This window comes from Paraburkholderia caribensis, assembly GCF_002902945.1.
GTDB classification, from domain to species: Bacteria; Pseudomonadota; Gammaproteobacteria; order Burkholderiales; family Burkholderiaceae; genus Paraburkholderia; species Paraburkholderia caribensis.
Window position 1 is genome coordinate 1,124,376 of the sequence record NZ_CP026103.1, and the last position, 25,914, is coordinate 1,150,289.

A 25,914-nucleotide genomic window follows, 5' to 3' on the forward strand; every position below is an offset into this window, starting at 1 on the left:
AAATGACCGAAACCATATAACTGGTGCGCCCCGCGCGGAAACGGTGCTTTTTAGAATGAATCGTGAGAATCGAATCGCCTTACGCGGCACCATTTAAATGAAGCCGGAATCATTTTATATTTCTTACCAGGCCTCCATTACGCACGTCTATCGCACAACGCACGCCCGCCCATGGTCGGTCATTTGACCGATGCCACCGGCTCCAATCCAGTGCGATCCTTCCCTTCGGCACGTTCATTAGAATCCGTTAGGGAGTTGCAATGGTTGATCGTCAGGAAGATATCACTCGAGCTCAGAAAGAACGCTGGCTCACGCGCTACTATTTCGTCCGGACTGCATTTTCCGTTGCCTGGGTCGTACTGGCTTTCTCCGTCGGGCAGCACTTCCCGGTCACCGCAGTTGCACTGCTGGTCGTGTATCCCGCGTGGGATGCTCTGGCCAATTACATCGACGCGTCGCGTAACGGTGGGCTGGCTGAAAATCGTACTCAAGCCATCAACGTCATCGTCAGTTCCGTTGCAACGGTTGCGGTGATGGTCGCCTTGGGATTGAACTGGGTGCTGGGTGTATTCGGCGCCTGGGCGATACTTTCCGGATTGCTTCAACTCGCCACTGCCGTCCGCCGTTGGAAACACCTTGGCGCGCAATGGGCGATGATCCTGAGCGGCGGACAGTCGGCATTGGCAGGGGCATTTTTCCTGACGCAAAGCGGCGCGCCGACGCATTCCGCGATTAGCAGGGTGGCCGGCTACGCAGCCGTAGGCGCCGTCTACTTTCTCGTTTCTGCGTTGTGGCTATCGGTCGGCCAGCTTCGCCGCAAGGCGCTTCGAACGTCTTGAAGAACGGGCGCAATCGCCACATGGCGTCAGTCGCCTGGCGTCAATTCCGGGCGTTCAGGACGAACGTGAGTACGTATTGGCCGCTGCTTAGCCAGCTACCGGTGAGCATGGCCGTGCCATCCAGGACAACGCGCGGCGCACCCATCGTGGCAGGGAGCGTCGCCGCCGTGTCCGGCGTCGACGGATGGAGGGCTGGTCTGCCGTCATCGACGTTGCTGTTCGTCACGCCCTCGCGAACCGTGCTCACGTAACTGACCGATTTATCCAGTCTGCCGGGAGCCACGCGTTCGATGGGACGGAACGAATCCTCGGGAACCGACCCATCCTGGATTGCTACGTTCCTGTCATCGCCGGTCGCCATTGCCTGCGATACGCTTGCCGCGTGGCTTTCCCTACTCTCGCCCGAATCAGATTCTCGAAAGCAGCAACTCGCGATGTCCGGATGAGCGGCTGCGTATCCGCCAAGGGCAAGTGCCATCAACATAGCGCCCGTCTGTAGAGGCTTGCGCATGGACTTCTCCCGTCGCTCGAACATCCTGTGTTCAACGGTCCGACTCGAACTGAAGCATGGGACGTCCCGCGTCGGGCCAACCTGAGTCCCATGTCACGTCGAGTGGGATAGGCCACCTGGCCGCGCGGATCGTCATTCATCATTCGTCATTCACCACGCAGCACAATCTGTTCAGCATAAACGCTGAAGTCACCTTAGGCAATCAACCTGTACGCTGCGCGCAAGCCGATCGAAATCCTTCTGATGCAGTGCGTCTGCGGACCTCGCGCTCGTGTACGTGATCAGACAAAACGCAGCGCATCTTGCAGGCCACTTCGCGGTAAGGCGGCCACATCGCGTGCGAGCGTTGAGATCCGAAAAAGCCGTGCGTTCCTGACCTTTCCGCGCCCTGCATGTGCGTACCGTATAGGCTCAGCCTGGTGCAAAGCGAACGATGGATACTCTGAACTTACGCGGCCCCCACCCGAATACCGATTCATTCTTCAGCGTGATGGCGCGCGTGTGCGCGACACTATCGCTCTGCGCATTCGCGAGCACGTGCTTTGCACAAAACCGGGTCCCGGCCGCAGACGGCATGCCGGCCGCGCAAACGCCGAAGCCTGCCGTCGTCGCGGTTCCTGGATCATCAGCAGCGGTTCTCTCGGCTGGCGAGCAACTGGCCGAACTGGGCGCGCCCGGCGTTCCCGCCTGCTTCAGTTGTCACGGTGCAGGCGGAAGGGGCAACGGTGCGCATTTCCCTGCCATTGCAGGTCAGCCGGTTGCATACACGATCGCCCGAATCCATGCGTTTCAGGCACGCGCGAAGGAAAGCGGCGCGAAGCCCGGCACGATGAAGGCCGTCGCGTCCGCACTCGATGAACAACAAATCGATCAGGTCGCCGCGTATCTATCGGTGACGAAGCGTTGAACGCACGGCGCGACCACCAGGCTACGATCGGCTGCGCCGTTCCCGTGCGTGATTTACTGTTTGGAGACGTTGCACTCCACGCCGCCTGACGCGCTGGTGGCAGCGGTATTCCTGAATGTAAGCGTGAGCCTGCTTCCCTTGGTCGCTGTGATGATCTGCCCGTAACTGACGGTCGGAACAAACTGAATATCGGGGGCAACCGCCACGGGAGGATTCTTTGTCCCGTCGACAGTCAGATCAAGCTCCACGGTAATCGAATCGAGCGCAACGCCATAGTCCTGCTTGTGTGCCGCGAGATTCTTCTTCGCATTGCACAGGCCATCTAAAACGTGTTCCAGAGCAGTCGGAATATCGACGGACTTTCCCGGCGGAATGGGCGGCGTGTTGCAGCCGACAACCAGGAATGGCAGAACAAACAGAGGGAGAGAGAGATTAACGCGCATCACGATTCCCAGTTCGGCCTTGCACGACTGCCACTATTCGCCTGGTTCGCGATCGGTTCTGTTCGGTGCCGCACAGACATCGCAAATGGCCTGGCATGGTGCTTCGATGAAGTAAGCGCTCTCAACAGGTGCTGCAATGGACCAGCACCCTGTCACAACCGATCCCTCACCATCGACTGACCATCCTCCGCAATTTCGAAAGCGAGCATCCGCCTGAAGGCCGAAATTGGGCGGAATATTTCGACACCCATTCACGTTCTATCTGCGAGGCTCGCCGGCACTGGCAAGCTCGGGTCCTTCATCCGTGATGACATTCACGCGCGCAATGTGTGCAAGCCTGCTTGCGCCGCTGCGCGAAGGCGAAGCTTTGAGCGCCGCGATAAGTGGTCTCGAGCGACCGCGACGATGACGAGGGTTCTTACCCATGCAGATTGGAGAACGTTTCCGCAGACGCCCGACACTCATGGAGAGAACATTGGACCCAGGAGCTTACGGGGCCGGCGAATCCGGCGCCGTGGCGAGGCGACGCAGCCCTTCGAGGAGAAACATCATGATCGACAGAAACCATGCTGTGTACATGCTGGCGGCGCTCGCACTCGGCGTTGCGCCGCTGAGCGCCAATGCCGACGGGACGATCCATGTCAAGCTCACGGACAACATGATTCAACTCGATCCCGTTACGGTGAATGCCGGGCGGGTCACGCTCGAGGTGAACAACGCAACGAGCGGCAATACCGAACATGAGCTGGTGGTGCTGAAGACAGACATGGACGATGCGCATCTGCCTGTCCACAAAGGCCAGGTCACGGAAAGCCGGTTCAAGAAAATGGGCGAAGTGGAGGACCTGGCGCAGGGCTCGACAAAGCACCTGTCATTGAAACTCGCGCCAGGACACTACGTGCTGATTTGCAACCGGCCGGGGCACTATGAGATGGGCATGCACACATCGTTCGTCGTTGCGCGCTGAGGCGACGCACGAACGGCACGCCATTCATCCAGGATGATGCGTCAGCCCGATCGCCGCGGCTCATGCGCATCGTCAATTCACTTGAATGGCGACACCATCATCGACTTCGCCGCACTCGCGCCGGCCCCGCTCGAGGCGGCCGGCGTCCAGCGATAAAGCACGATGCTCGAATCGTTGTAGTTGTCCTTCGTGACTTCATATTCGCCGTTCGAACGCCGGTACGCCCGAAGTCCATACATCGAGTCCACGTCGTTGCCGACATCGACTGCGTTCGGGTTGCTATTGACGAGCGTGATATCGAGCTTCCCCGTCGTGAGGTTGTACGCGTCGATATTCGGCACGGTATGGACGTAGCCCACGAAAAGATAATTCCCTGCGGCCACGACCGATTTGGGATTGGCGCCAGTCAGGTTGATCACGGGATCCGGCGCAGTTCTGTTGCCGGCCAGCCACCCGTGATACACCTCGACACGCGATCCAACCGCGGTCCAGTCCGTGCTGCCCGTGATCCCGGTGAGTACCATCGTATCGCTTTCGGGCAGGTACATGATGCGCGTCAGTTGCGAGATCGTCGCCGGAATCGGCATCGTGATCGCGGCACCCCACAACGGTTTGCCGTCCGCGTCGAAACCCGTCAGCGGATAGTGTGAAATCGCGTTGGTCTTGTCGAGGCCAGCCCAGATATCGCCCTTGCTATCCAGGCAAAAGCCGTTTCGGACTTTTACCGTCGTACCGAACGCCGTTCCCGGCAGCGTGCTATCGGGAATCGCAATGTACCCGCTGGTCCGATTGAAATGGAAAAAGTAAAAGGTATCCGGGTTCTGGCTTGCTGCAACGAGTATCCGGTGTCCGCCCACGCTGACGACCTGGGCGAAATGTTCGCCGCGTTCGTGGTCGGCTAGATTGATGCGCGGATCGGCGGGGTAGGTAAACGGATCGATTGTGTTCGCAACGTACGCGCCTCCCGGAGTGCCCGCGTAGATGTGCATGCCGCCGTAGAAGATTGCCCCGTCGGTGGCAGGGTCCGGCGCGGCGTTGCCTTCGAAGTTCACCGACTGGAGCTGCCAGCGCAACACGCCGGTGCCATCGTATGCGTGGATGTCGGTGCCTCCGTTGCGGCCGAGGTCCCATGATCCGCCCCACGGGTTGTTCAGCACATAGAGATTGCGCGCAGAATCCCGGCCAATCCCCGTCACGCGCGTGAACCGCCCGTCGCCTACCTGCCCCTTGATCCCCGTGACTGTATTGAGGTATCCGCCTTGAACACCAAATGTTCCGGCAACATACGGTGTGCTGGAGACGTCATAGATCTTGATGTTCATGTCCGGCCCTTCGTCGCCAATCCATAGCTGCCCGGTGACCGCGTCAAAATACAGCGAAGCGGGTTGTGCTTTCGCCGCCAGCTGGATGGTATTTTTGCGTTCGCCTGTCGGGCTGAACTGGACCACGGCACCCGTGCCCGGCTGCGCGACCCAGATGTTGCCGCCCGCGTCCACCGCGAGCGCGCCCGGCCCTGCCACAGCGATATCGCGTAACCAGTCCCCCGAGGTCGTGTACACGCGCACCCGGCTGCCTGGAAAATCGCTCGCGTAGAGCAGCGCGCCGGACGTCGCGAGTCCCGTGACGACATCCGCGAGGCGTTCGGTGGTCGTGTCGCTTACCGCAATGAGCAGGTCACGCGTGCGGCTTTGCCGGTTGTATCGACCGATCTTCCCGCTTCCATATGCGACGTTGAACTGCAGCGCGGCGAACAGCGAGGTCGAGTTGCCCGTGATCGCGCCGCCCTGAAACTCGCCGTGCGCGCCGATCGACCCGATGTTCTGTCCATTCTGATACATCGCGATGCCGCCCTCGCCCTCGTCCCACATCGACGCGGTATAGATCACCCCTTCCGATGCCACCCACATCGAGCGAGCCACATTGCCCACGCGAGTCGTCGCCGTGCCATGTGTGTTGGCCAACCAGCCGGTGGAGTATTGAGCCTCGCAACCGGACGCAGCCGCCAGGTTCAGCACGACTGCGACTAATGCGGTACAGAGTCCTTTGAAAACCATGAGAGATGTTTGTTTGATCGCACGCCGTGCAGCACGGACGTCCATGGCGCGGTGTTGCCAACCCTGGCAAACTTGCAGTCCGGGCCCAACGATTCGAGCCCATACGTCGCGAAGCGAGCGAAGTGACGCGGCGAATGGGTGCGGGACGTCGTACGGGTTAACGGCGACGCGCGGCGCGAGTTGAGCGATCAGGCAAAGTGCCGCCGCGCGCATCCGCACCGCAAAGCGTGACGCCGGCACGGCATCGATTGATAACCAATGAACATCAATCGTTCACAACATTGCACTTATCGTTTGACCGGTTCCGGGCGAACATTCCTGAAACGACAATCCGCCGGATTACCGCGCATTCACAGGATTTCAGGAGACACCTCGATGCACCCCTCGCCCTCTATTCCTTCGCCCGGGCATTCAAAGGCCGCAGCGGTTTTCCGCGTGACGGCCGGGAATTTCCTCGAGCAGTTCGACTTCTTTCTGTTCGGCTTCTACGCTACGCAGATCGCCAACGTCTTTTTTCCCGCCGCGAGCGAATTCGCCTCGCTGATGATGACCTTCGCGGTTTTCGGCGCCGGCTTCCTGATGCGGCCGCTGGGCGCGATCGTGCTGGGCGCCTATATCGACGACGTCGGCCGCCGCAAGGGCCTGATCGTCACGCTCTCCATCATGGCGAGCGGCACCATCCTGATCGCCTTTGTACCGGGCTATGCGACGATCGGCCTGATGGCACCGGCGCTGGTGCTGATCGGGCGGCTGCTGCAGGGCTTCTCGGCGGGCGCGGAGCTGGGCGGTGTGTCCGTGTATCTCGCCGAGATGGCCACGCCCGGCCGCAAGGGCTTCTTCACGAGCTGGCAGTCCGCGAGCCAGCAGGTGGCGATCGTCGTGGCGGCAGGTCTCGGCTTCGCGCTCAATCAATGGCTGGACGCGACGGCCATCGCGGCGTGGGGATGGCGCGTGCCGTTCTTCGTCGGCTGCATGATCGTGCCGTTCATCTTCATGCTGCGCCGCAATCTCGAGGAAACGCAGGAGTTCAAGGCGCGCCAGCATCGCCCGGCCATGAAGGAGGTGTTCCGCACGCTGGTCCAGAACTGGGCCGTCGTGATCGCAGGCGTGATGCTGGTGGCGATGACCACCACGAGTTTCTACCTCATCACGATCTACGCGCCCACCTTCGGCAAGACGGTCCTGCACCTGAGCACCGCGGACAGCCTGCTGGTGACGCTGTGCGTCGGCGTGTCGAACTTCGTGTGGCTGCCGATCGGCGGGGCGCTCTCCGACAGGATTGGCCGCCGGCCGCTGCTGCTCGCCATGACGGTGCTCGCCATCGCGACCGCGTATCCGGCACTGTCGCTGCTCGCTCACGCGCCGAGCTTTATCAACATGCTGCTCGTGCTCTTGTGGCTCTCGTTCATGTATGGCATCTACAACGGCGCGATGGTCGTCGCGTTGACGGAAGTGATGCCCGTGGAAGTGCGCGTCGCGGGGTTCTCGCTGGCCTACAGTCTCGCGACGGCGGTGTTCGGCGGTTTCACGCCCGCGATCTCCACCGCCCTCATTCACGTTAGCGGCGACAAGGCCGCGCCCGGCTACTGGATGAGCTTCGCCGCCGTCTGCGCCCTGTGCGCGACACTCGCGCTCTATCGCCGCCGCGCCGTGACGCTGACGCCAGCGCATTGATCCCGCGCTCGTCCCGCACACGTCTGAATACGCAACCCGATACACCTTCATCCATGAAAAACCTTCTTCTGAAACTTTGTACCGTCGCGCTCGTGGCAACGTCGACGGCGGCAGCGAGCGTCCAGGCCGCCGACCTGCACGTCATGAGCTCGGGCGGCTTCACCGCCGCGTACAAGGCGCTCGGCCCGAAATTCGCGTCCGCGACGGGCAATACGCTCGACACGGCGCTCGGGCCCTCGATGGGCAAATCGCCGGAGGCGATTCCCAACCGTCTTACGCGCGGCGAGCCCGCCGACGTCGTGATCATGGTCGGTTACGCACTCGACGATCTGATCAAGGAAGGCAAGATCGTCCCCGGATCGCGGGTCGAACTGGCCGATTCGCGCATCGGCATGGTCGTGCGCGACGGCGCGGCGAAGCCCGACATCAGCTCGGTCGAGGCGCTCAGGCAAGCCCTGCTGCACGCCGGGTCGATCGCCTACTCGGACAGCGCGAGCGGCGTGTATATCGAGCGCGAACTCTTCAAGCGGCTCGGTATCGAGGATCAGGTCAAGCCGAAGGCGAAGATGATTCCGAAGATTCCAGTGGCGTCGGTGGTGGCAAACGGCGACTACGAAATCGGCTTCCAGCAGGTGAGCGAGCTGTTACCCGTCAAGGGCGCGACATTCGTCGGAAAGATTCCCGAGTCCCTGCAGTCCGTCACGCGCTACGCTGCGGGCATCCCCATCGGCGCACAGCATCCGAAGGAAGCCAAAGCCCTCCTCGACTATCTCGCTTCGCCCGAAGTACAACCCGAAGTGAGATCGACCGGGCTCGATTCCGTCACGATGCATTGAGATACGGCGAGCCGGAAGGCGTGCCGTGAGCCGCCTGCCCGTCAGCCTGGCGTGTTCGCGGCGGGGGCGTCGGTGTCGTCCGCGTCGCGCGGCGCCGGGCCGCGCAGCATCTGCAGGAGACGCCCGCGGTCGCAGGCCCCTTCCCACTGCGAAACGAAGATGACCGCGCACGCATTGCTGATCACGCTCGTCAGGGCGCGCGCCTCCGACATGAACCGGTCGATTCCCACCAGCAGCGCCACGCCGGCGACGGGCAAATCCGGAATCACGGTCAATGTCGCGACGAGCGCGACGAGCCCGCTGCCGGACACGCCCGCCGCGCCCTTGGAAGTGAGCAGCATGACGGCGAGCATCGTCGCGATCTGCGGCCAGGTGAGCGGGATGTCGCACGCCTGCGCGATGAACACGGAAGCCAGCGTCAGATAGATCGCCGTGCCGTCGAGATTGAACGAGTAGCCTGCTGGCAGAACGAGGCCGACGATCCCCCTGTCGCAGCCAAGCGCTTCCAGCTTCACGATCAGCCGCGGCAGGACAGGCTCCGTCGAAGAGGTTGCGAGCACGATCACCAGTTCCTCGCGCATGTAGCGCAACAACCGCCACAGCGCGAAGCCGTGCAGCCGTGCAAGCGGCGCAAGGACCAGTGCGACGAACAGCAGGCACGCCAGATAGAACGACACCATCAGCATGCCGAGCGAGCTGACCGAGCCGATGCCGAAGCGGCCCACCGTGAAGGCCATCGCGCCGAACGCGCCCACGGGCGCAAGCCGCATGATCATCGCGAGAATGCGAAAGACCAGGTCGGCGACCCCGTCGATGAGTTCGAGCACCGCCCGCCCCGCACGCGGGTTCGCATTGAGCGCGAAACCGAACAGCAGCGAAAGCAGAAGCACGGGCAGCACATCGCCCTTCACGAACGCCCCGACGAGCGTCTCGGGGATCAGGTTCAACGCGAACTCGTCCAACCCGCGCGGCGGCGAGTGCGCGGCAAGTTGCGCGAGCAGGCTCGTGTCCAGGTGGCGCAGGTCGATGTGCATGCCCGCCCCGGGGCGCAGCGCGTAGGCGGTTGCAAGGCCAATGACGAGCGCGATGGCCGTCAGCAGATAGAAAAGCGCCAGCGCCTTGAGGATCGTGCGTCCGATCGTCGAGCCGCTTGCGAGTGACGTGATGCCGGAGACGATGGTGCAGAACACGATCGGCGCGATCATCATCCGCACCAGACCGACGAATGCATCACTGAGGGGCTTGAGCGACGCGCCGGCTTGCGGCCAGATGTGCCCCAGACTCACGCCGAGCGCCATGCCCAGCAAGACCTGCACGTAGAGCAACCGAAGCGGCCTTGCCAACGTCACGATGCTGTCTTCCTTCTGATTTTCTCTTTCGTGTTCACACCGCTGCTCTCGATATCGCCGTTCACGGCAACGCCGCGCTTCATTTCAATGATCGTCCGGTGAAACTCCTGCGCGGCAGGCGTGAGCGGCCGTCCGCGCCGCGTGACGATGCCGACGCGCCTTTTCACCACGGGATCGACCAGCGGCACACTGGTCAGGATGGGATGCTCGCGCCCGGGCATGGCCATCGAAGGCACGGCCGCGACGCCGAGCCCCGCTTCGACCAGCCCAAGCATGGTCGTGACGTGGCGCGTCTCGCAGACGCTCGGCACGCGCGGGGCCACGGCGGAGAGCGCCTGATCGAGCAGCAGGCGGTTGCCGGAGGTCTTGTCGACGGAGACGTACTCGTGCTCGTAAAGCTCGTTCCAGCTCACACGCTTCTTGCGCGCGAGCGGATGGTCGCGACGGCACGCGGCAACGAAGCGCTCCTGCAACAGGAGTTTGAACTCGACCTCCGATTCCTGGCTGCCCATGAAGCTCACGCCAAAATCGGCTTCGCCGCTGATGACGGCGCCAAGCACCTCGTTCGCGCTCGAATCCAGCAGCTTGACCCGGATGCGTGGAAAACGGCTGTGATAACTCGCGACAACGTTTGGCAGGAAATAGTAGGCCACCGACGGTACACAGGCGATCGTCACATGACCCAGGCGGCTCGACGAGACATCCCGGATGCCAAGCAGCGCGACGTCGAGATCGTCGAGCAGTTGCTCGGCGCTCGGGGCGAACACGCGCCCGACGGTGGTGAGCGTGACGCTGCGCGTGGTGCGCTCGAAGAGGCGCACGCCAAGCGCCGCCTCGAGCTTGTCGATGCGGCGGCTCAAGGCCGGCTGGGAAATGTTGACCGCGTCGGCGGCCTTGCGGAAGCTTCCCAGTTCCACAACGGCTCGAAACGCCTGCAAGTCATTCAGGTCGAAGTTGACGGCCACGCCCCTCTCCGCATTGTCGGTGTTGATATGTTGCGTGAATCCAGACGAGGTCGACCGACATTGTGCGTGTGCCGCGTCAGATTCCGGAACTGCCGCAGTTGAGCAGCGCTGGGCTCATATCAAGGCTGATCATGCGCGCATCGCGTCGAATGGACGGCAGTCTGTGAAGGTTCTCGAACCCGGATTTTACACAGCCTGCTCCTCGCCAGTCCGGCGTTTCCCGAAAAGACCTGCGTTCGATGGAAAGCGCTGCAGCTTGCTCGTATGCAACCCGTCAAATCATTTCGCTATGCCGAGCGATCTGTTGAGAAACGGGCGCCCCCCGACACGGTCTTCCGCGATGTGCGCCAAAAAAAGCCCGCCCTCTCATCGAGACGGGCGGGCTTTGAGCGCCTGATTCATCGCGACAGACAGCATTGTCACTCGCCGCGCGATTGCAGATGGATGGAGCGGGGCGAACAGGCCATTCGATTCAGCCCCGCCGTTGCGGTGATTGCGGGCGCAGTCGCCGCAGGCAGCTTACGCTAGCGGCCCCGCGCATCTCTGTGGCGACGACGACCTATCGTCTCCCAGAGCTTTTTGGCCTGCGCCGGTGAAAACCGCGTGTGCTCATCTCGTTGCGCTTGAGATTCACCGTGGGCTGCGTCGTCAGGGGCGCCTGTCACTGGGCGCCGCCTGAAGATATCAGAGAACTTTCGGGCCATAGCAACCTCCGACACGGCAGTTTCGCCGTATTAACAGTGTACGCCGTTCGCCGCGCCCCGGAACGGCCCGTCGCGGCATCGCGGAAGCGACCGCAAGCTTCGATATCCAGCGCGAACCCGCCAAACGCTACAGACCGCCAGACATCTCGCCCGGCGCACCTTCAACGGCGTTCGGTAACCGGCCCTTCGGCCGCCACATGCCCGACCGCACCGGCGGGGCCTTCGACGCCGGATCCGCACCTCCACGAAGCGACTACACTTGAATGAACCATCGTTGAAAAACGGGCAGGCACGTAAGCAGATCGATGGCGCCGGCGTGCGCAGCTGTCCGTCCTCTCGTGGAGACGATCATGAAAAAGGAGAGAAAGAGCGCCCGGCAAATTCTGTCCGAGAACCCCCGGAACGTGATTTCGGTCGGCCCCACGGACGCCGTGCTAACGGCGCTGCGTCTGATGGCCGACGAGGATGTCACCACGGTGCTGGTGTTGCAGGGCAGCAATCTTGTCGGCATCCTGTCGCAGCGCGACTACGCGCGCAAGGTCGAACTGGCCGGCCGCAGTGCCGCCGGGACCCAAGTGGGCGACATCATGACGACCCAGGTGTTTTACGTCACGCCCGAGCACACGTGCGAACAGTGCCTCGCGTTGATGCATATCCGGCGGATACGGCATCTGCCCGTGATCGATTCCGGACGGGTTATCGGCGTGCTGTCCAACAGCGACGTGCTAGAGGAGCTGATCCAGGAAGACGAGCATTTCATCAACCTTCTCGAACATGACATGCTCTATCTTTCCGTCGATACGGGCGGTGCCTACTAGGCTTCACGCGCGGCCGCCCCTCAGGTCACACGGCAAGACGCGTCCTTACCCGCAGCAGGCGCATTGACGGCACGCTTGACCTTGATCAGGCGCCCGATCGCGCGATGCAACGGCTTGTCGATGTAGCGATAGACCACGCAACCCACCGCCGAAGCCACCACGATCGCAAGGATCACCCCTGTTGGCGAGCGCACATCGAAACCATGCACGACTTTGGGGACCAGCTTGCGCATTGCCTCGATGACGAACGGGTGGCTGAGGTAGGTCGCATAGCTCGCATCGCCGAGATACAGCAATCCGCGTGTGAAGGCGCTGTCCACCACGCGCCCTTCGAGACTCAGCGTGCTCAGCAGCAGCAGACAGGTCGGCACGCCATTTCCCAGAAGCGGGGAGATGTCCGGCCATACCCGTTCGATACAGGTCATCAGCGCATACATCGCGACGGCTCCCGTCGCGGCCAGCGCGACGGGAATGCGCACCCCTTTCCTCCATACGAACCACACGGCGATACCCAACGGGAATTCGAGCAACCGGTCATAGGCGAGGAATTCGACGATCGGCCGGCTCGAATGGGCGAGGCTTGCGATCAGGAACAGCGTGGCGAGCATCAGCGTGATCGCCGCGAATATCAACGGGACATGCCGCCGGAACCGCCACAGCGCAAGCGCCGACGTCGCGTAGAAGAGCATCTCGTAGTTCAGCGTCCAGCCGACGAACAGCATCGGAAACATATGGCCGCTCTCTTTCCTGTATGGAATGAAGAAAAGCGATTTCAGCAGACCAGGGATGTTGGCGGTCGTCGAATTGAACAGATCGGGTCTAAGCAGCGCGCCAAAGAACACCAGCAACGTCGCGAGCCAATAGAGCGGCACGATCCGCACCAAGCGGCTTGTGACGAAGTCACGCACGCTGTGCGTGCCCGCTTCGAGCGCGAGTGCGATCACAAAGCCGCTTAGTACGAAGAATACGTCGACGCGAAATTCGCCGAACATCCGCCCGTCCTGTATCAGGACGTGGTGCACGACGACAGTCGTCGCTGTGACTGCGCGAAGGATTCTTATTGAATTCAGCCTGCGCATCGCTCACCCGTTGATGAGTAAACCGTACCTGGCTGTGCTCCAGCCCTGAGAAGGCCGAGATACGGTCGCGGCGGTCACAGGATCGCCGTGGGTATCGTGCCTTTTACCAGTATTCCTGACTAAATCTTTCATCGCCGCCGCTGCGTCGACCCGTGTGAGACACACCCGTTCGCACCGGGCACTCATGCGATCCGGAGCACGATGGTTTCATCGCTTGAACTGGAGTTTGTAATGACAGACGGCGGTATTCCAACCGAAGCGTCGAATTCTGTCTTGCGATCGCGGTAGTCACGACCCGATCATAGAGCGTATCGAGGCCGGATCAGCGCGAGGTCCCACACATATAGCGGCAAACGGGTCGTAAAAAATGGCGCGCGAACGTCCACTCCCAGCGATGGTAATGTTTGCCCAAAGGCGCTACTGTTAGGCGGCGCACAGAAGGTGGACAGGAAACGCAAAGATTACCGGATGCCGACGCTCGCACACAGATAGGTTCACGCGCAACCAATGACGTTGCGCCCCACACTCCAATCCAGGGAGCACGCCCGACATGGAAACGGACACGAAGCGGATCGTAGTGATCGGCGCCGGCTTTGCCGGACTGTGGAGCGCGCTCGGCGCGGCGCGCAAGCTCGACGAGCTGCGCGTCCCCGCGGATCAGGTCGAAGTCGTCGTGATCAACAGCACGCCGTGTCACAGCATTCGCGTGCGCAACTACGAGCAGCCGCTCGACGCCACGCTCGTGCCGCTGGCCGACGTGCTCGATCCGGCGGGCGTGCGGCGGCTTCAGGGCATGGTCCGCTCGATCGATCTGCCCGATCGTCGCGTCGGCTTCGAATCCGGCGATTCATCTACTCAATGGATCAGCTACGACCGCCTGATCCTCGCAGCGGGAAGCGAGTTGGCGCGCCCGGCCATTCCCGGGCTGCGCGAGTTCACCTTCGACGTCGATACCTTCGACGGCGCCGCGAAGCTGCATGCACATCTGCTTGCCTTGCCGGAACGTCCCGAGGCGCCGGGACGCTATACGGTGGTTGTCGTGGGTGCAGGCCTGACGGGCGTCGAACTCGCCGCCGAATTACCCGCGCGTCTGCGCGGCATTGCAGGCGGCAACGCGAGCGCCGAGGTGCGCGTGATTCTCGCCGACCGCTCCGCGAAGATCGGCCAGGCGATGGGCGGCGCGCAGCCGGTGATCGAAGAAGCGCTGCGCGCGCAAGGCGTCGAGCTTCGGCCGGGCGTGTCGCTCGAATCCGTCACACGCGACGGCATTCAACTGACAAACAGCGAACCCATCGACGCCGCAACGGTAGTCTGGTGCGGCGGCATGCGCGCCAGTCCGCTGACGGCGCAATTCCCCGTCACACCCGATGCATTCGGACGCGTGCCCGTCGATGCCTTCCTGCGCGTCGACAGCGTACCCGGCGTTTTCGCAGCGGGCGATTGCGCGCGCATCCTGATCGACGGCGAGCGGCCATCCGTGATGTCCTGCCAGCACAGCCGCCCGATGGGGCGCCATGCGGGCCACAACGCCGTCTGCGACCTGCTGGGCCTCGCGATGCTGCCGCTTTGCATCGACTGGTACACGACCATTCTCGATCTCGGTCCGTGGGGCGCCGTCTACACGGAAGGCTGGGAACGCCGCCTCGCGTCGCAAGGGGCTGCCGCGAAGCAGACCAAGCGCACGATCAACTGCGAGCGTATCTATCCGCCCAGCACGAAGTGCCGCGAAGACATCCTGCAAGCGGCAGCGCCCGTCGTGCAGGCGCCGCCCTACACGGTCCGCGACGCGGACTGAAGCCGCGCTCAGAATTCGATCACGCGCGGCGTCAGCAACACGAGCCGTTCCATGTGGCTGCTCTGATGCGTGCGCGAGCGAAACAGCGCGCCGAGCACGGGAATCTTCGACAGCACGGGCACACCCGTATTCAGAGTCGAGTCGTTGTCGATCCGGTAACCGGCGATCAGCAGACTCTGCCCTTCGCCGACCACGGCCTCGGTATCGATCTCGCTGGTGCGGATCTCGGGAATGTCTTTCACGCTGTTGCCCGTCGGCTGGCCGTCTTCGACGTGCACCTGCAGCTTGATCTGCTGCACGCCGTTCGTATCGACCACCATCGGCAGCACGCGCAGCGTATTGCCGACCTGCACGCTGAACAGATTGCTCGACGTGAAACCCGAGACGGGAATGAAGAACTGCGTCTTGTTGTTCATCACGGCTTCGACGTTGTCGAGCGTCGCCACTTTCGGGCTCGCGTCGATGTGCGCGAGATTGGTCTGCTCCAGCGCATCGATACGCGTCAGCAGATAGCGGCTCGCGTCGCCGATCACAGCCGTGAGCGAGCCGCCCGTCGGCGTCGCCGTGGCGACGAGATTGCCCGCCGTATCGAGCGACGAGAAAGTCGGGCTCACCGTGCCGTTGAAGTTGTTCGCGTTGGCGCTGCCGCTGCCCGTCTGGAAATCGACGTGGCTCGAATGCGCATGCCAGTCGACGCCCAGTTGCTTCAACGCGCCGTCGTCGATCTCGATGATGTGCGCTTCGATCTCGACCATCCTGCGCTTCACGTCGAGCCGGTCGATCAGCTGCTGGTACTGGCCGACGCGATCGGGCAGATCGCGGATCAGCACCGAATTGGTCCGCGCGTCGGCCTGGATGACGGGCAGCGAGCCCGCGCCGTCCGGCACGGCCGCCGTCGCCGCGCGGCCCGCGCTCTGCGGCCCGCTGCCCGATGCGCCGCCCTGCGTGCCACCCACGCCGCCCGCGCCTGGCATCGCAACGGGCCCGCCGCCCGCCGCCGTCACGCCTGCGAACACATCGGGCAGCGGCGGATTCACGCCGCCGTTGTTGTACGGCGAGCCGCCGTTGGTGCCGCCCTGCACGTCCGCATACGGGCTGACCTGTTGCAGGTTCGCGGTGCCGTCGGCGGATGCGCGCGAGGTGCCCTGCTGATCGCTGTCGCGCTCCGGGTGATAGAGACTCGCGAGCACATGCGCGACGCCAGGCACGACCTGGGTCTTGCCGTTCACGGTGATCGTGTGGTCGGCCGCCCAGCCGTAGCGCAGCGGAAACGCGCGCACTTCGCTGCCCGTGCGGCGGTTCGCGTTCTGGTCGAGCCGCGCGGCCACTTCGTCGACGAGCTGGATCAGCCGGTGCGGCCCGGTGATCAGCGCAACGCCCTGCTCCGGGTCGTAGACGATCGGGAAGCGGTCGGTGTCGAGCCCGATCTGTTTAAGCGTCGAGCGCAGGCTCTGCGTGCCCGCGAAGTCGAGCTTGATGACCTTGGTGGTCACGTCGTCGGCGGTGCTGATGGACAGCACGCTGCCGTCGTAAAACCACACGAAGCCGAACGTCGCCGCCATCGTGTCGATGAACTTGCGCGGCGGCAGATCGAAGCGCCCCGACACGGTGCCCTGCACGTTCGGCGCGATCGTCGCGATAATGCCCTGGCTAGCCGCGAAGTCGCGCAGCACGTCTTTGAGATCGCGGCTTTCCACGGATATATGCACTTCGCCGGGCCGCCACGTGATCGGCGCGGCGTGGCCCGCGTTCAGGCCCATCAGCAACAGGGCAGCCGCGATCGCGCGGTGACGGAATGTGAGTTTCATGTTCGACGCTCGGTATAGGTGTGGTTCTGGCGGAATGGTCTCGAAAGAATCTCAGCGGTTCAGCGTGTCCGAGGGCGATTCGTTGAATTCGCGACGGTAGCTGTTGACGAGCGTCGAGCGGTTGCTGACGCCCCACTTGACGGCTGTCGCGAGAATGCCTTGCTCGTGCGCGCTGTCGTCGGCTTCGAGTTCCGCGCGAATGCGCTCCATGCGCAGGCGGCGGATGATCTCGGTCGGCGTCGAGCCGAGGCTCGTCTTGAACGCGCTTTGCAATGCACGGTCGGTCACGCCGACTTGCGCGGCGATCTCGCGGATCGACAGATCCTTGCGCTCCAGGTTGTCGAGCAGATACCGGTACGCGCGACGATAACGCGCAGGCAACCGCGTGCCGATATCGTCGAGCTGTTCCGGCGCGCGCGCGATGCGCTGCACGTAGCGCGCGAGCGCGCCCGCTTCGTCGCGGATGCAACTGACGGCGGCCAGCGCATAGCGCGTGTACAGCTCCAGCGACTCGCCGCTGCGCCCCTGCAAATGGCGCAGCTTCGCGAGGCAATACAGATACTCGAGTTGCCGGTGGCTCTGCGGCATGCGCACCTCGGCCGTCAGCAGCACGAGCACCGACTCGGCCAGCGACGACACGCCGCCCGCAAGACTCGCAAGCACGATCTCGATACGCACCGCACTCTGATAGTTCTGGATGCCCTGCTTGCCCGCCCACTCCGCATGCGCGACGATCCGCTGCTGCGCCTCGCGCTCGCCGCCCGCCAGCCGCGCAAGCCCATCGAGAAACTCGACGCGGCCACGCAGCAACGGGTCTTCGATCGCGCCCGTCAGCAGGCGCAGCGCGGCGGGCCGCTGCGGCGCGACGCGCGGCGCGGCGTCGCCTGTCAGGCCCACTTGCCAGTAGATGTGATCGGACAGCGCCGCACGCGAGCGCAGCGTGCTCTGCGCTTCGACGTCGAAGCGCACGGTGCTCAACAGACGCTGCCAGCCGTCGGCATGATGAAACGCGCCGTTCGAGGCCGCTTCGTCGAGCAGGTCTTCGAGCGTATCGAGCACGGCATCGGCATCGCGCAGACGGCCCACGCTGAACAGCACGCCGAACGCGCCGAACAGCGCATCGAGCCGCAGCGCCGCGCTCGCCAGCGGATGATCGGCGATCTGCATGAAGCACGACATCGCGGTGCCGTAGCGGTAACGGAACAGCGCCTGCCAGCCCGCGTTGCGGCACGACGCGAAGCGCATGCCGTCCTTGTCGTCGCGCATGCGCTTTTGCGCTTCGCGGTACGAGTCGTCGGCATCGACCTCCATGCCGAGCGACAGTTGCAGATCGCCCTGCAATTGCAGCAGCGCGGCAGGCGGCGCATCGTCGTGGCTATCGACGAGCCGCTGCACATTGGCCGCCGCGGCATGCACATGACCGTTGCGGATCAGATCGACGACGCTGGAAGGCACCGACGCTGCGTTGAGCATCGACACATACGGGAAGTAGTAAGTAACGAGCATGGCTGATTCCGTCGTGGAGCGCGCGCCGCCGTCGGGATGACGCCGCGCGAGCGCGTTGAAACGATTGCGACGTTCTTGCTGATGAAGTCGCGGTGACGGAATGCACTGTAGCCAGGCAGAAATCTGAAAAGCTCAATAATCAGAGGAAACCGTTGAGGCTTGAGTAAAGTTGAGAATTGGCGCGCGCGGCAGACAAGAACCCTCAACAAAGCTCACTTCTTTTGTTGCGCGCGGGTCGCGCGCGGGCCGCCCACATCACGGCGCGATATCGTTGCGCCCGTTGCGCTCGTTACGATGAGTCTGCGCACCGGGCTTCAGATCGGTGCCGCGATCGCTCAGTTGGGCGATCGCGCGGACCTGCTCCCTGAAGAGCCGCAAGTCGAGCTGATCCTGCACCTGATGCACGAACAGCCCCGCGAAGACGGCCAGCATCAGCACCGTCACCGCGCCCTTGATGGGTTGGCTCAAGGCGCTCAGATCGAGTTTCTGCGCGGCCTTCGACGCGAGATTCGCACCGAGATCGATCAGCAGCAGGACGAGCAGCATCGGCGCGGCGAGCTTCGCGATGGTCTGCATCAGCGTGTCCGTCTGATGCATCGCGAACACGGCCAGAAAATCCGTCGACATCGGCTGCGTCGATGCAACCGGCCACCATCGATACGACTCGTACAGCGCCTCCAGCAAAAACTGCATGCCGCCGAGCGACCAGAACGCAACGGTCGCAATCTGGCCAAGCAGCGTCGCGGACGGCGTGGATTGTTGCGACAGCATCGGGTTGCTCAACTGCGCGTTGTTGTAGCCCGTGAGATTGTCGAGATAGATGCCCGCGCCTTCCGCGACCCAGAATACCGTTGCCGCCGCGAAGCCCATCACGACGCCGATCAGCGTTTCGCGCAAGCTCGTGACCACCAGCGCGAAACCCGTCAGCGACTCGGCGAACGACTCCGGCTGCGCCAGCGCGACGAACAGCGAGAAGCTCAACGCGACACCGTTGCGCAGGCGGCCTTGCAGCACGCCGTCGGCGGTGGGCGGAAACAGCGTCATGATCGCGTAGAGCCGCAGCGAGCAGACGCCGAGCACGGCAAGGTGCCTGAGCAACCAGGGGCCATAAAACTGCAACAGCTCGTTCATCCGCGTGCAAGGCGCGCGAGCGCCGTCTCCTCGATGTCTTCGTCTTCGGCGTCGGCGGCAATGCCGTCGAGCACGCGCTGCAACGTGCCGATGCGCTTTTCGCACAGGTCGATGCGTCCACGGTTCCTGGCGATCTCGCCGCGCGTGCTCGCGATTTCCGCATCGTGCGCGGCGAGCGCCTGTTGCGCTGCCGTCACGGCGTCGGATGCCGTGGCGAACTGTCTGTCGACCTCGTCCGCATACAGGCGGATCGCTGTCAACGTGTCGATCGAAAACGGCTCCGCGCCCGCCATCATCGCGCTGATGCGCTGCCGGTACGAACGGGCCTGCGCTTCGAGTTCCGCCGCGCGCCCGCGCGCCTGCGCTTCGCGTTCCACCAGCGGCAAGCGTGCCGCGACGCGTTGCGCGAGCCGCGCGCGCAAGTCCTGTTCGGCGCGCTGGCGGCGCGACACGGCGCGCGACAATGCAGCGATCTGCCGTTTCGGCGCGCTCATTGCGCGTCACCCTGCGCAAGTTCGTGCAACGCGGCCTCGGTTTCAGCCGGGTCCGCGTAGGCATCCGTCGGCTGCGACAGGAACGCCTTGAGCGCGTCGATCTTCGCGATCGCTTCGTCGGCGAGCGCATTGGTGCCAGGCTGGTACTCGCCGATCTGCAGCAGCATGTCCACCTCACGATGCTTCGCGAGCAGCTTGCGCAGCCGCGCGGACGACGCCATGAACTCGCGCGGCATGACCTGCGACATCACGCGCGACAGGCTGCCGAGCACGTCGATGGCAGGATAGCGGTTCTGCGCGGCGATCTCGCGCGACAGGATCAGGTGACCGTCGAGCACGCCGCGCACCTCTTCGGCGATCGGATCGCTGCCCGACTCGTCTTCGGCGAGCACCGTGTAGAGCGCGGTGATCGAGCCGCGCTCGCCCATCCCGGCGCGCTCCAGCAGACGCGGCAACTCCGCGAACACCGAAGGCGGAAAGCCGCGCCGCGCGGGCGGCTCGCCCGCTGCGAGTCCGATCTCGCGGCCCGCGCGCGCGAAGCGCGTCAGCGAATCCATCATCAGCAGCACGCGTTTGCCTTCGTCGCGAAAGTGCTCGGCAATCGCGGTGGCGACGTAGGCCGCCTTCGCGCGCTCGCTCGACGAACGGTCCGACGTCGCGCATACGACGACGGAACGCGCCATGCCCTGCTCGCCGAGAATCAATTCGACGAACTCGCGCACTTCCCGGCCCCGTTCGCCGATCAGCGCGATCACGTTGATGTCGCATTGCGCGCCACGCGCCAGCATGCCGAGCAAGGTGCTCTTGCCGACGCCCGCCGGCGCGAAGATGCCCATGCGCTGGCCTTCCGCGAGCGTCGTCATGGCGTCGATCACGCGTACGCCCGTCGCCATCGGATGCTCGATCATGCGGCGCGTCATCGGGTTGGGCGGGTCGGCGAAAATGGGCCGGCTGCGTTCCGCCTGGATCGGGCCACGGCCGTCCATCGGCTGGCCGAGCGCGTCGACCACCCGGCCCAGCAGCGCATCGCCGACGGGCACCGACAAGGGCCGCTGCAAGCCGATCACATGCGTCGCGCGCGACACTTCGGTCAACTGCGCGAACGGCGACACGACGGCATGCTCGCGCGTGAAGCCGATCACTTCGCCATGCTGCAACAGCTTGCCCTGCGGCGTACGCAGCTCGCACAACTCACCGAGCTTCAGGTCGATGCCCGCGACCTTGATCAGCGTGCCGACCACTTCAGCGATCTTGCCCGTCTGACGCACGGGCAACAGCGCACGGATCTCGCGCTCGATCGCGCCGCCCAGTTCGCGCAGGCCGTGTTCGTGCAGGCCGAATACGTCGGCCAGCGCCGGGGCTTGCGGTGATTGCTTCGAGGCCGTCGTGCTCATGCGTGTGTCCCGGTTTGCGCGCTGTGGATGTTCAGCGAGGAATTCAGTGCCCGCACGATTGCCGCGCGCATCGAATCGAGTTGTGTCGTCAGGCTCGCGTCGACAATACCCAGCTCGGACTCGCACACGCATGCGCCCGGTTCCAGTCGGGGGTCTGCCGTCACCGCGAGCGGCACGGGTCGACCCAGCATGCGCAGACGCGCGTCGAACTCGCCGAATGCGGCGCGCGCTGCGTCGAGATCCGCGGGATGCACGCTCACGCGCAGGTTCGTCGAGCCTTCGACGATGCGGTCGATCGTGTCCGTCGCCCGCGCGAACAATGCCTGCGCGCTTTCGGCGCGCACCAGTTGCTCGACGGCGAGCATCACGAGTTCGGCCATCCGGTTGCGCATGCCTTGTTGCAGGCGCTGCGCGTCCGCGCTCAGCGCTGCAACGCGCTCGATCCACTGCGCTTCGCCTCGCGCGACGCCTTCCGCATAGCCCTGCTCCGACGCCGCTTCACGCTCTCGCGCCGCCGATGCGACCAGCGCCTTTGCTTCATCGCGCGCCGCCTGAAGCAGCCGTTCGCACTCGATCTGCGCGGCGGCGAGAATCGCCTGACGTTCGGCCTCGACTCGACCGTATACATCGTCGATCGTCGCGAGCATGCCGAAGGTCTCGCGCGGCACGATATCGCCGACAAGTCCGACTCGCGGCTCGTTCCTGCCTTTGCGCATGTCGTTGCGACCCGTGTCGGGCGTCGCGTGCGCTTCGCGCGGACGGCTCAGCCAGATAACCATGCATACTCCGGCAAAAGAGGAACGAGGCGCTCGCGCAGCAACGCGAACGCATCTTCGCAGTCGCCTTCCGAAGGCTTCGCGTGCGCCGTGGCCGGCCCGGCGTCCGCACGTGGCAGCGCGAGTCGCAGCATCATTGGGGACGTGTCCATTAGCGGCAGCCGTGCCAACCCTTCGAGCGCCAGCGCATCGGCATCGAGCGAGCCGAGCGCGAGCGTGCCGGCACGCTCGCGTTTCGCGTCGGCCAGCGACGGCGCTTCGGGTACTGCCTTGCCAAGCAGATCGTCGAGCGGACAACCGATCCAGTCCGCGAGGCGCGTGCGCGTGCTCCGATCGACCAGACGCCGCACTTCCGCGCGCCGCGCCAGCAAGGCCTGCATCCGCAACACGCGCAAGCCGGTTGCGACGGGCAGCGCGTCCAGCCGTACGGCGGGCCTGGCGATGAATGCGTCGAGCGTCGGCGGCGAAGGCAGCAGCACGCGCAGTATGGCGAGCGAACAGGCTTCGTCGCACCGTTCGCGCAACGCGGCCAGCGCGGCTTCGTGACGGGACGCCGGATCGATGCCCAGTGCGGTTGCGAGCCAGTCCCGATGCAGCCACTTCAACGCGCTGCGCGCATTGCGTTGCCAGCCGAGCAGAATTTGCGCGGCGTCGGCGGGTGCGAGCCGCGGCTCGTTTTTAGACCGTTGCCGCGGCATCGCGGCGGATGCTGCCATCGCCATACTCATGCCGACTTCTGCCTGCGTCGCGGCAGGCGTTGCACGAGCGACGCAAGACTTGCCCTGAGCGGCGCGACGATGCTGCCCAGCCGCGCACGAAACACATAACCTGCGCCGATGCCCGCCGCCATCAGCGCGAACAGCCCGCTCAGCACGAACGGCCAGACGGGCGCATGCGCGCTCACGCGGCTATCCACATCCACCTGATCGGCCGCCACGCCCGTCACGCTGACCTGGTCGTACGACAGTCCTTCGACGCTATGCACGACGAGGTTCTTGATCTGCGGCACCAGCGCATCGAGTTCGAGGCCCGGACGGTACTTGATGAACACGGCAGCGGACGACGGCTTGATGGTCTGCGCAAGCGGATCGTTGTTCGGAATGACGATCTGCACGCGCGCGACCAGCACGCCGTCGATATGCGACAGCGTGCCCGACAATTCCTGCGACAGCCCGTAGATGAAACGCACCCGCTCTTCCGTCGGCGTGGAGACGAGGCCATCCTTCTTGAACAGGCTGCCGAGATCGTCGAACTTGCTGTGCGGCAGGCCCTTTTCGCGCAGCACCTGCATCGCGCGCACCATGTCGCCGTCGCCGACCTGAAGCGTGTAGGTCTTGCCGCCGTCCGGCGTGCTCTTGTCGGCGGGTACGCCTCGCTCCAGCAACGCGACCGTCATTTCGTTGACGTCCTCTTCGGCAAGACCCGTGTAGAGCTCTTTCTTGCAGCCCGCCAGCAGCGCGCATGCCACGAGCACGCTGGCCGTCAGCATGCGTCTGGTGAATGGAGTCAGGGTTGCCATGCTCATCACTGGTTCTTCATCAGCGTTTCGGCCGACGACTTCGACGCCGATACCACGGCCATCTTGGTCTGGAAATCGAACTGCGCGAGCGACAGGTTCAGCGACACCTGCGCAGCCGCCGCGATCTGCTGCGTCGGCGTGAGCGAAGCGGCGTTCGCGCTAAGGGTTTCGACCTGTTCGAGCGCGGCTTCCATCTGGCCGTCCTGCTTGCGGATCGCGTCGATGACATGGTTGCCCGCGTGCTGCGACGCGTCGTTACCGGGCGTGGCGAGCGGCTGCTGCATCAGGTCTTCGAAACGGCTGACGGATTCGGGCGCGGGCATCTGCGGCAAGGCTTCGGGCTTCGCGGCATCGGCGGCGGCGTGCACGGCGGCTTCGGCAATCGTGGAGATCGACATGAAGGGTTCCTCTTGTCAGGCGCGCAAGAACGCGTGCGACGCGAACGCGGGCGCGTCGCCGGACGGCTGTCGCGCGGTCTTCGTCTGCTCGCGCTCCTGCTCTTCGGCGAGGTCGAGATACGACGCCGGCAGCACGAACTCGCCGCCGCGATGATTCGCACGCGCGGCTTCGAGATCGGCACGCACGGTCAGCGCACGGACCAGCGCGCGCGTTTCCGGGCCCGCCTCGCCTTCGAGCGCCTGGTCGGCCCATTGACGCCAGCCGGCGTCCTTCTGCGCCGCGAGGCAGTACGCATACATCCCCTTCGCGTAGGAGAACGACGGCGCCGCGTCGATCACGTCGCGCAGCGTGCGCGACGCTTCTTCCCAGCGGCCGTTCACGATGTGCAGCACGCCCGCGAGCGTATCGATCTCGGCCACCTTCGGACGGAACGCGCGCAACGCGTCGAGCACCAGCTCGATATCGGTCGTGTCGGCGCTGGCTTGCGGGAAATGCCGGAACAGCCCCGCCGATGCAATCTCGATCAGCGCGTTCAAGGTTGCATCGCCGCATTGCAGATAGTTCGGCGCGGCGCGAGAGGAAGCAGGTTGCGATGATTTGGCGAGCATGGCGTGGACCCTCTTGGTGAAAACAGGACGCTGGGCGTCATCGCTACGCAAGGTATCAGGCAGGCACCGCGAGGCTCGTGCTGCAACCGAAGCGAGTCGCGCGAAAGCGAACCTGGCGGCGTCCCGAACGTGCCGTCTTGCCCTGCTTCGTGTTCGTGCCCGGGGCTTCGCCCCGGCTGCACAGGCGCTGCCGCGCCCAACCTACACTGCGCCAGCACATAACGGTGCACAGGAGGGAGCACCCATGAGCGACGACAAAACCGAACAGCCAACCGAGAAACGCCTGCGCAAGGCACGCGAGGACGGCGAGGTCGCGAAGAGCACGGACCTCGTCGACGGCGCGCTGCTGGCCGCGGGCGTCGGCATGCTGATGGCGACGGGCGACAGGATGGTCGATGGCTTGCGCTCGTGCATTTCGATCGCGCTGAAGTTCGTCGCCGGGCCGCACGACATGACGACCCTGCTGCTCGCGTTGAGCCAGATCGGCTCGCGCATGGCGGGCGCGCTGCTGCCGACGCTCGGCGCGGCGATGCTCGCCGCCGTCGCCGCGCTCGCCGGTCAGACAGGCATCGTCATTTCGATGAAAGCTGTCGGCCTGAAGTTCGAGAACGTCAGCCCGATGGCGGGCATCAAGCGCATCTTCTCGCTCAAGTCGCTGCTCGAACTCTCGAAGATGACGATCAAGGGCATCGTGCTCGCTATCGTGATGTGGAAGACGATCACGGGCTTGCTGCCGCTCGTCACGGGTTCCCTGTTCCAGTCACTGCCCGAGTTGTCGAAGCTCGCGAGTTTCGTCGTGATCCGGCTGCTCGCGGTCGCGGCCGCGCTGTATGTCGTGTTCGGCGGCGTCGATTTGAAGTTGCAGAAATTCCTCTTCATTCGCGGCAAGAAAATGAGCAAGGACGAAATCAGGCGCGAGTTCAAGCAGGACGAAGGCGACCCCATCATCAAGGGCGAGCGGCGCAAGCTCGCGCGCGAGCTTGCGACCTCCGCGCCGCGCAAGATCGCGACCGCGAGCATGGTGGTCGTGAACCCGACGCACTACGCGGTGGCCGTGCGCTACGCGCCCGACGAATATCCACTGCCCGTGGTGATCGCCAAGGGCATGGACGAAGCCGCGCTGCAGATGCGCCGCGACGCGCAGCTCGCGGGCGTGCCGATCGTCGGCCATCCGCCCGTCGCGCGCGCGCTCTACAAGGTCGAGCTCGACGAGCCGATTCCCGACGAACTGTTCGAAGCCGTCGCCGCGATCCTGCGCTGGGTCGATTCGCTCGCGCTGCCGCGCGACGCCGATGCGGCGCCGTCGCTATCCGGCTGAAGACCCGCCCTACTACACAC

24 protein-coding genes are annotated in these 25,914 nt (G+C 64.2%); 8 read left to right on the forward strand and 16 right to left on the reverse strand.

The genetic code is table 11. The features are described from left to right. Positions 1 to 260 precede the first annotated feature (260 nt). Positions 261 to 839: a DUF308 domain-containing protein gene (locus C2L66_RS34550; protein WP_060608274.1), complete on the forward strand. Its 579-nt coding sequence runs from the start codon at positions 261 to 263 to the stop codon at positions 837 to 839. Between the two features lie 40 nt (positions 840 to 879). Here C2L66_RS34550 and C2L66_RS34555 read toward each other — a convergent pair whose 3' ends face one another. Then, positions 880 to 1,350 (reverse strand): hypothetical protein, encoded by a 471-nt coding sequence (locus C2L66_RS34555; RefSeq protein ID WP_148654643.1) that lies wholly within the window; start codon positions 1,348 to 1,350, stop codon positions 880 to 882. A gap of 433 nt (positions 1,351 to 1,783) precedes the next feature. On the opposite strand from C2L66_RS34555, the gene C2L66_RS34560 reads away from it, so the two are divergent. Next, positions 1,784 to 2,257 carry a c-type cytochrome gene (locus C2L66_RS34560; protein ID WP_082670496.1) on the forward strand — a complete coding sequence of 158 codons (474 nt, stop codon included), beginning with the start codon at positions 1,784 to 1,786 and terminating at the stop codon, positions 2,255 to 2,257. 53 nt (positions 2,258 to 2,310) lie between these two features. Here C2L66_RS34560 and C2L66_RS34565 read toward each other — a convergent pair whose 3' ends face one another. Further along, positions 2,311 to 2,700 carry a hypothetical protein gene (locus C2L66_RS34565; RefSeq protein ID WP_054932274.1) on the reverse strand — a complete coding sequence of 130 codons (390 nt, stop codon included), beginning with the start codon at positions 2,698 to 2,700 and terminating at the stop codon, positions 2,311 to 2,313. Positions 2,701 to 3,250: 550 nt separating this feature from the next. Here C2L66_RS34565 and C2L66_RS34570 point away from each other — a divergent pair. Further along, positions 3,251 to 3,667: a cupredoxin domain-containing protein gene (locus tag C2L66_RS34570; RefSeq protein ID WP_060608281.1), complete on the forward strand. Its 417-nt coding sequence runs from the start codon at positions 3,251 to 3,253 to the stop codon at positions 3,665 to 3,667. Between the two features lie 77 nt (positions 3,668 to 3,744). On the opposite strand, the gene C2L66_RS34575 is transcribed toward C2L66_RS34570, so the two are convergent. Next, entirely contained in the window at positions 3,745 to 5,721 is a 1,977-nt protein-coding gene (locus C2L66_RS34575) for an SMP-30/gluconolactonase/LRE family protein (protein ID WP_060608283.1), read from the reverse strand. A gap of 375 nt (positions 5,722 to 6,096) precedes the next feature. Here C2L66_RS34575 and tcuC point away from each other — a divergent pair, with 375 nt between their 5' ends. Then, positions 6,097 to 7,395, forward strand: coding sequence for an MFS transporter (gene tcuC, locus C2L66_RS34580; protein WP_054932277.1), 1,299 nt, complete (start codon positions 6,097 to 6,099; stop codon positions 7,393 to 7,395). A 53-nt stretch (positions 7,396 to 7,448) separates the two neighbouring features. Further along, entirely contained in the window at positions 7,449 to 8,231 is a 783-nt protein-coding gene (locus C2L66_RS34585; RefSeq protein ID WP_060608286.1) for a substrate-binding domain-containing protein, read from the forward strand. 41 nt (positions 8,232 to 8,272) lie between these two features. Here C2L66_RS34585 and dctA read toward each other — a convergent pair whose 3' ends face one another. Together dctA and C2L66_RS34595 are read right to left on the reverse strand one after the other, a co-directional pair. Then, positions 8,273 to 9,580, reverse strand: a complete 1,308-nt coding sequence (gene dctA / locus C2L66_RS34590; protein WP_060608288.1) for a C4-dicarboxylate transporter DctA — start codon at positions 9,578 to 9,580, stop codon at positions 8,273 to 8,275. Beyond that, positions 9,577 to 10,545: a LysR family transcriptional regulator gene (locus C2L66_RS34595; protein WP_054932280.1), complete on the reverse strand. Its 969-nt coding sequence runs from the start codon at positions 10,543 to 10,545 to the stop codon at positions 9,577 to 9,579. Before C2L66_RS34595 ends, dctA begins: the two co-directional genes overlap by 4 nt. Before the next feature lie 1,054 nt (positions 10,546 to 11,599). On the opposite strand from C2L66_RS34595, the gene C2L66_RS34600 reads away from it, so the two are divergent. Next, positions 11,600 to 12,067, forward strand: coding sequence for a CBS domain-containing protein (locus tag C2L66_RS34600; protein ID WP_054932301.1), 468 nt, complete (start codon positions 11,600 to 11,602; stop codon positions 12,065 to 12,067). A gap of 20 nt (positions 12,068 to 12,087) precedes the next feature. Here C2L66_RS34600 and C2L66_RS34605 read toward each other — a convergent pair whose 3' ends face one another. Next, on the reverse strand, positions 12,088 to 13,146 hold the full coding sequence (locus tag C2L66_RS34605; protein WP_082670497.1) for an acyltransferase family protein: 1,059 nt from the start codon (positions 13,144 to 13,146) through the stop codon (positions 12,088 to 12,090). Between the two features lie 550 nt (positions 13,147 to 13,696). Here C2L66_RS34605 and C2L66_RS34610 point away from each other — a divergent pair. Further along, entirely contained in the window at positions 13,697 to 14,941 is a 1,245-nt protein-coding gene (locus tag C2L66_RS34610) for an NAD(P)/FAD-dependent oxidoreductase (protein ID WP_060608295.1), read from the forward strand. 8 nt (positions 14,942 to 14,949) lie between these two features. Here the strand turns inward: C2L66_RS34610 and sctC are convergent, their stop codons facing one another. The 10 genes from sctC to C2L66_RS34660 all read right to left on the reverse strand — a co-directional run bounded on the left by sctC (position 14,950) and on the right by C2L66_RS34660 (position 24,576). Further along, positions 14,950 to 16,749 carry a type III secretion system outer membrane ring subunit SctC gene (sctC, locus tag C2L66_RS34615; protein ID WP_054932284.1) on the reverse strand — a complete coding sequence of 600 codons (1,800 nt, stop codon included), beginning with the start codon at positions 16,747 to 16,749 and terminating at the stop codon, positions 14,950 to 14,952. A gap of 51 nt (positions 16,750 to 16,800) precedes the next feature. Further along, the gene (locus tag C2L66_RS34620; RefSeq protein WP_060608298.1) at positions 16,801 to 18,255 is read right to left on the reverse strand and encodes a helix-turn-helix transcriptional regulator; all 1,455 of its coding nucleotides are present in this window, start codon (positions 18,253 to 18,255) and stop codon (positions 16,801 to 16,803) included. Positions 18,256 to 18,510: 255 nt separating this feature from the next. Then, positions 18,511 to 19,386: a type III secretion system export apparatus subunit SctT gene (sctT, locus tag C2L66_RS34625; protein ID WP_054932286.1), complete on the reverse strand. Its 876-nt coding sequence runs from the start codon at positions 19,384 to 19,386 to the stop codon at positions 18,511 to 18,513. Next, positions 19,383 to 19,880: a type III secretion protein gene (locus tag C2L66_RS34630; RefSeq protein WP_060608302.1), complete on the reverse strand. Its 498-nt coding sequence runs from the start codon at positions 19,878 to 19,880 to the stop codon at positions 19,383 to 19,385. Before C2L66_RS34630 ends, sctT begins: the two co-directional genes overlap by 4 nt. Continuing rightward, positions 19,877 to 21,274, reverse strand: coding sequence for a type III secretion system ATPase SctN (gene sctN, locus C2L66_RS34635; protein WP_060608305.1), 1,398 nt, complete (start codon positions 21,272 to 21,274; stop codon positions 19,877 to 19,879). Before sctN ends, C2L66_RS34630 begins: the two co-directional genes overlap by 4 nt. Then, positions 21,271 to 22,053, reverse strand: coding sequence for a type III secretion system stator protein SctL (gene sctL, locus C2L66_RS34640; protein ID WP_060608307.1), 783 nt, complete (start codon positions 22,051 to 22,053; stop codon positions 21,271 to 21,273). The genes sctN and sctL overlap by 4 nt, the downstream gene beginning before the upstream one ends. Beyond that, positions 22,038 to 22,766, reverse strand: coding sequence for a type III secretion protein HrpB4 (locus C2L66_RS34645; RefSeq protein ID WP_231950319.1), 729 nt, complete (start codon positions 22,764 to 22,766; stop codon positions 22,038 to 22,040). Before C2L66_RS34645 ends, sctL begins: the two co-directional genes overlap by 16 nt. An 8-nt stretch (positions 22,767 to 22,774) precedes the next feature. Next, positions 22,775 to 23,575 carry a type III secretion system inner membrane ring lipoprotein SctJ gene (sctJ, locus tag C2L66_RS34650; protein ID WP_060608314.1) on the reverse strand — a complete coding sequence of 267 codons (801 nt, stop codon included), beginning with the start codon at positions 23,573 to 23,575 and terminating at the stop codon, positions 22,775 to 22,777. Beyond that, positions 23,575 to 23,967, reverse strand: coding sequence for a type III secretion protein (locus C2L66_RS34655; protein ID WP_060608317.1), 393 nt, complete (start codon positions 23,965 to 23,967; stop codon positions 23,575 to 23,577). Before C2L66_RS34655 ends, sctJ begins: the two co-directional genes overlap by 1 nt. 15 nt (positions 23,968 to 23,982) lie before the next feature. Continuing rightward, on the reverse strand, positions 23,983 to 24,576 hold the full coding sequence (locus tag C2L66_RS34660) for an HrpB1 family type III secretion system apparatus protein (RefSeq protein ID WP_060608320.1): 594 nt from the start codon (positions 24,574 to 24,576) through the stop codon (positions 23,983 to 23,985). Positions 24,577 to 24,820: 244 nt separating this feature from the next. Between C2L66_RS34660 and sctU the strand changes: the two genes are divergently transcribed. After that, positions 24,821 to 25,894, forward strand: coding sequence for a type III secretion system export apparatus subunit SctU (gene sctU, locus C2L66_RS34665; protein ID WP_060608323.1), 1,074 nt, complete (start codon positions 24,821 to 24,823; stop codon positions 25,892 to 25,894). Positions 25,895 to 25,914 lie beyond the last annotated feature (20 nt).

Bases quoted from the DNA above. Each gene is read 5' to 3' on its own strand.
- C2L66_RS34645 (WP_231950319.1), bottom strand. From the start codon at position 22,766: ATGGCAGCATCCGCCGCGATGCCGCGGCAACGGTCTAAAAACGAGCCG.
- sctU (WP_060608323.1), top strand. From the start codon at position 24,821: ATGAGCGACGACAAAACCGAACAGCCAACCGAGAAACGCCTGCGCAAG.
- tcuC (WP_054932277.1), top strand. From the start codon at position 6,097: ATGCACCCCTCGCCCTCTATTCCTTCGCCCGGGCATTCAAAGGCCGCA.
- C2L66_RS34630 (WP_060608302.1), bottom strand. From the start codon at position 19,880: ATGAGCGCGCCGAAACGGCAGATCGCTGCATTGTCGCGCGCCGTGTCG.
- C2L66_RS34605 (WP_082670497.1), bottom strand. From the start codon at position 13,146: ATGCGCAGGCTGAATTCAATAAGAATCCTTCGCGCAGTCACAGCGACG.
- C2L66_RS34600 (WP_054932301.1), top strand. From the start codon at position 11,600: ATGAAAAAGGAGAGAAAGAGCGCCCGGCAAATTCTGTCCGAGAACCCC.
- C2L66_RS34620 (WP_060608298.1), bottom strand. From the start codon at position 18,255: ATGCTCGTTACTTACTACTTCCCGTATGTGTCGATGCTCAACGCAGCG.
- sctL (WP_060608307.1), bottom strand. From the start codon at position 22,053: ATGGTTATCTGGCTGAGCCGTCCGCGCGAAGCGCACGCGACGCCCGAC.
- C2L66_RS34560 (WP_082670496.1), top strand. From the start codon at position 1,784: ATGGATACTCTGAACTTACGCGGCCCCCACCCGAATACCGATTCATTC.
- C2L66_RS34660 (WP_060608320.1), bottom strand. From the start codon at position 24,576: ATGCTCGCCAAATCATCGCAACCTGCTTCCTCTCGCGCCGCGCCGAAC.
- C2L66_RS34585 (WP_060608286.1), top strand. From the start codon at position 7,449: ATGAAAAACCTTCTTCTGAAACTTTGTACCGTCGCGCTCGTGGCAACG.
- sctN (WP_060608305.1), bottom strand. From the start codon at position 21,274: ATGAGCACGACGGCCTCGAAGCAATCACCGCAAGCCCCGGCGCTGGCC.
- sctJ (WP_060608314.1), bottom strand. From the start codon at position 23,575: ATGAGCATGGCAACCCTGACTCCATTCACCAGACGCATGCTGACGGCC.
- C2L66_RS34610 (WP_060608295.1), top strand. From the start codon at position 13,697: ATGGAAACGGACACGAAGCGGATCGTAGTGATCGGCGCCGGCTTTGCC.
- sctC (WP_054932284.1), bottom strand. From the start codon at position 16,749: ATGAAACTCACATTCCGTCACCGCGCGATCGCGGCTGCCCTGTTGCTG.
- C2L66_RS34575 (WP_060608283.1), bottom strand. From the start codon at position 5,721: ATGGTTTTCAAAGGACTCTGTACCGCATTAGTCGCAGTCGTGCTGAAC.
- C2L66_RS34550 (WP_060608274.1), top strand. From the start codon at position 261: ATGGTTGATCGTCAGGAAGATATCACTCGAGCTCAGAAAGAACGCTGG.
- C2L66_RS34555 (WP_148654643.1), bottom strand. From the start codon at position 1,350: ATGCGCAAGCCTCTACAGACGGGCGCTATGTTGATGGCACTTGCCCTT.
- C2L66_RS34565 (WP_054932274.1), bottom strand. From the start codon at position 2,700: ATGCGCGTTAATCTCTCTCTCCCTCTGTTTGTTCTGCCATTCCTGGTT.
- C2L66_RS34655 (WP_060608317.1), bottom strand. From the start codon at position 23,967: ATGTCGATCTCCACGATTGCCGAAGCCGCCGTGCACGCCGCCGCCGAT.
- sctT (WP_054932286.1), bottom strand. From the start codon at position 19,386: ATGAACGAGCTGTTGCAGTTTTATGGCCCCTGGTTGCTCAGGCACCTT.
- C2L66_RS34570 (WP_060608281.1), top strand. From the start codon at position 3,251: ATGATCGACAGAAACCATGCTGTGTACATGCTGGCGGCGCTCGCACTC.